Below are 3,338 nucleotides of genomic sequence, written 5' to 3'. Positions count from 1 at the left end.
ATGGTTTCACGGATCAAAAACACCGGGGAACCCTGGGATTTTGTGATTATCGGCGGCGGGGCAACCGGTCTTGGATGCGCCATTGAAGCCGCATCAAGAGGATACCAGGCCCTTTTGCTGGAACGCGACGATTTCTCCAAGGGCACTTCCAGCCGCAGCACCAAGCTCATCCACGGGGGCGTTCGCTACCTGCAGCAGGGAAACGTCTCTTTGGTGCTCGAAGCCCTCAGGGAGCGCGGCCGCCTGCGCAGAAACGCCCCGCACCTGGTGCACAACCTGCCGTTTGTGGTGCCCAGCTACGACTGGTGGGAAGGCCCGTTTTACGGCATCGGCCTGAAACTCTACGACATGCTTGCCGGCAGGCACGGCTTCGGCCATTCCCGGTTTCTTTCCCGGGAGACCACCCGCCAATACCTGCCCACGGTGGAAACCGAAGGTCTGCGCGGCGGGGTGATTTATTACGACGGCCAGTTCGACGACTCGCGCCTTGCCATTAACATGGCCCAGACCGCGGCAGACCAGTCCGCCACCCTTGTCAACTACATGAAAGTCACCGGCCTGATCCGGGAAAACCAGATGACCGCCGGGGTGACGGCAAAAGACATGGAAACCGGCGCAGAATACGAAATCCGGGCCAAAAGCGTTATCAATGCAACAGGAGTGTTCACCGATCAGGTCCTGCGCATGGACGACCCCGGGGCAAGGCAGATCATTGTTCCCAGCCAGGGCGTGCACCTGGTATTAGACGCCTCGTTTCTTCCCGGAGACAAAGCCATCATGGTGCCCCACACCGCAGACGGCCGGGTGCTGTTTGCCACCCCCTGGCACGACAAAGTCATCGTAGGCACCACAGACACCATGGTGGAGGAAATCACAGACGAACCCCGGCCCCTTGAAAATGAAATCGAATTTCTGCTCTCCCACGCAGCACAATATCTCACCAAGGACCCGGAGGCCTCGGACGTGCTCAGCATCTTTGCCGGCCTGCGCCCGCTGGTAAACCAAGGAGATGATGACACTACCGCAGCCCTTTCCCGAGATCACACCGTTTATATTTCCCGTTCCGGGCTGGTGACCATCACCGGGGGCAAATGGACCACTTACCGGAAAATGGCCGAGGAAACCATTGACCAGGCAGCCATGGTGGCCCACCTGGAAGACCGGCCCTGTGTGAGCCATGACCTGCATATCCACGGCTATCACAATCATGCGGAAAAATTCGGGGACCTGGCGGCCTATGGCGCGGATGCCGCAGGCATCCAAGATCTTTGCTACCAGCGCCCGGAACTCAAAAAACAAATTCACCCGGCATTTCCAACCATTGCCGCAGAAGCCGTGTGGGCGGTGAAACACGAAATGGCCCGCACCGTGGAGGATTTTCTGGCCCGCCGGACCCGGGCCCTGCTGCTGGACACCAGGGCCAGCATGGAGGCCGCAGAAGAAGTGGCCCGGCTCATGGCAGGGGAACTGGGACAGGATGAAAACTGGATCCGCCAGGAGATTGAATCCTATCAAAGCCTGGCCAAGGGTTATTTTCTATAAGACAGCCGGCCCACCAGAAAACCGTCTATGAGCAGGGACACCAGGTGGTGGAGCACACAGACCATCAAGGCCAGGGCAAACTGACCAAAAAGGGTCACCTGAAGGATAATGGACAACGGCAGGGTTTTCTGGCTGCCCATGAACAACACCGCCTCCATTCGCCCCCGGGGCACGGAAAACACCCGCACCATCAGATACGCGCACCCCAGCAGCACGCAGTGAAAAACAGCCACAACCCCGGCCATGGAAGCCATGCCCCCAAGATCCCCGGAAAGCACCGGCCGGGCCTGGGCCACGCCCATCCAGACAATGCAGAGGATCAGACACTGGTTGATGAGCTGAAACCGGCCTCCGGCCGCGGCAAGGCGGGAAAACGCCCAAGCCTTGACGGCCAGACCCATGCACAGGGGCACCAGCACGTATAAGCCGATCTTGATCATCACCCCTGTGCGGTCAAAATCCACCTGTGTGGAAATATCCGTGAGCCCGAGCAAAAACGGCAGCGTGAAAGGGATGGTAAACATGCACAGCACATTGGCCAGGATGGTGATAAACAGGGCGTGGGCCGGGTTTCCGCCGGAAGCCCCGCTCATGACCACCCCGCTGCTCAGGGTCGTGGGCATGACCGCCACCAGAAAAAGCCCAATGATAACACCTGTCTGCAACGGGGCCATGGACGCCAGGGCGGCCAGAGCCGGGGCAAACCCGAAAATCAGGACCAGGGCCATTGCCGTGCCGGACACATCCCGCAGACCGGCCCGGATCTGTCCGGGATCCAAAACAATCCCGGAGAAAAAAAACACAAGAAAAATAACAACATCCGGGCCGTTATGGCGCTTTAACACCTGGCCGGCATCTGCCAGCAGCCCGGTGGGATCGGCCATGGTTGCAGCAAACACTGTTGCCAGCCCGATTAAAAACCAATATTTTTTGACGATTTTCAATACCGCCGGCCTCCTTATCTCCTTATTATCCGCCCAATTGCCGGATTTTTTTATTGCAAGCAGGGCCTTATTCTGGTTAGATGAATAAATTTTGGAACATAGCAGATTCTGTAATTCAATGCCAGATCATAAAATCCGGCAAGTCATTGTTCATCAATTGCAAAATGCATGTTTTCCCGCCATTGTTTTACAATCGATAAAGGCCTTTTCCATGCAGCTCAAACGCATTGACATCTATGGGTTCAAATCGTTTGCCGAAAGATGCACCATTGTCTTTCCGCCCGGCATATCCGCGGTGGTGGGCCCCAACGGCTGCGGCAAAAGCAACATCATTGATGCCATCAAATGGGTCATGGGCGAGCAAAGTGTGAAGCAGCTGCGGGGCAAATCCATGGGGGACGTGATTTTTTCCGGCACGGACAAAAAAGCGGCCGTGAACATGGCAGAAGTGTCGCTGACGCTCACCGGCATTTCAGAACAGGCCCCGGCATCTGTCAGCGCCTATGAAGAAATCATGGTCACCCGCCGTCTTTACCGTTCAGGCGAAAGCCGCTACATGATCAACAAGCAGCCCTGCCGGTTAAAAGACATCAGCGATATTTTTCTGCGCTCAGGCATGGGAGCCCGGTCATGCGCCATTATCCAGCAGGGAAACATCGGGGCCATAACGGATGCCACAGCAGAGGAGCGGCGGACCTTTATCGAGGAAGCCGCCGGGGTCATGCGCTACAAAACCCGGCGTCAGGAGGCCCTGGTCCGGGTCAAATCCACACGCCAGAATCTGGACCGGATCAACGACATTCTCGATGAAATCGGAAAACAGCTTGACGTCCTTGAGCAGGAAGCAGAAAC

3 protein-coding genes are annotated in these 3,338 nt (G+C 57.1%); 2 read left to right on the top strand and 1 reads right to left on the bottom strand.

Annotated features, from left to right (window positions below; all coding sequences use genetic code 11):
• The coding region (locus R6U41_RS02595) for an FAD-dependent oxidoreductase (protein WP_410268272.1) at positions 1 to 1,542 on the top strand (1,542 nt) is incomplete at its 5' end.
• On the opposite strand, the gene R6U41_RS02590 is transcribed toward R6U41_RS02595, so the two are convergent.
• Positions 1,530 to 2,486, bottom strand: coding sequence for a bile acid:sodium symporter (locus tag R6U41_RS02590; protein WP_410268271.1), 957 nt, complete (start codon positions 2,484 to 2,486; stop codon positions 1,530 to 1,532). The genes R6U41_RS02595 and R6U41_RS02590 overlap by 13 nt on opposite strands.
• Before the next feature lie 211 nt (positions 2,487 to 2,697).
• Here R6U41_RS02590 and R6U41_RS02585 point away from each other — a divergent pair.
• A partial coding sequence (locus tag R6U41_RS02585) for an AAA family ATPase (protein WP_410268270.1) occupies positions 2,698 to 3,338 on the top strand: 641 nt, incomplete at its 3' end.

Origin of the sequence: Desulfosalsimonas sp. (genome assembly GCF_046483245.1) — a bacterium.
In the GTDB taxonomy this organism is placed as follows: Bacteria; Desulfobacterota; Desulfobacteria; order Desulfobacterales; family Desulfosalsimonadaceae; genus Desulfosalsimonas.
Note: the sequence above shows the minus strand (reverse complement) of the source record. Positions and strands in the feature narration are given on the sequence as shown.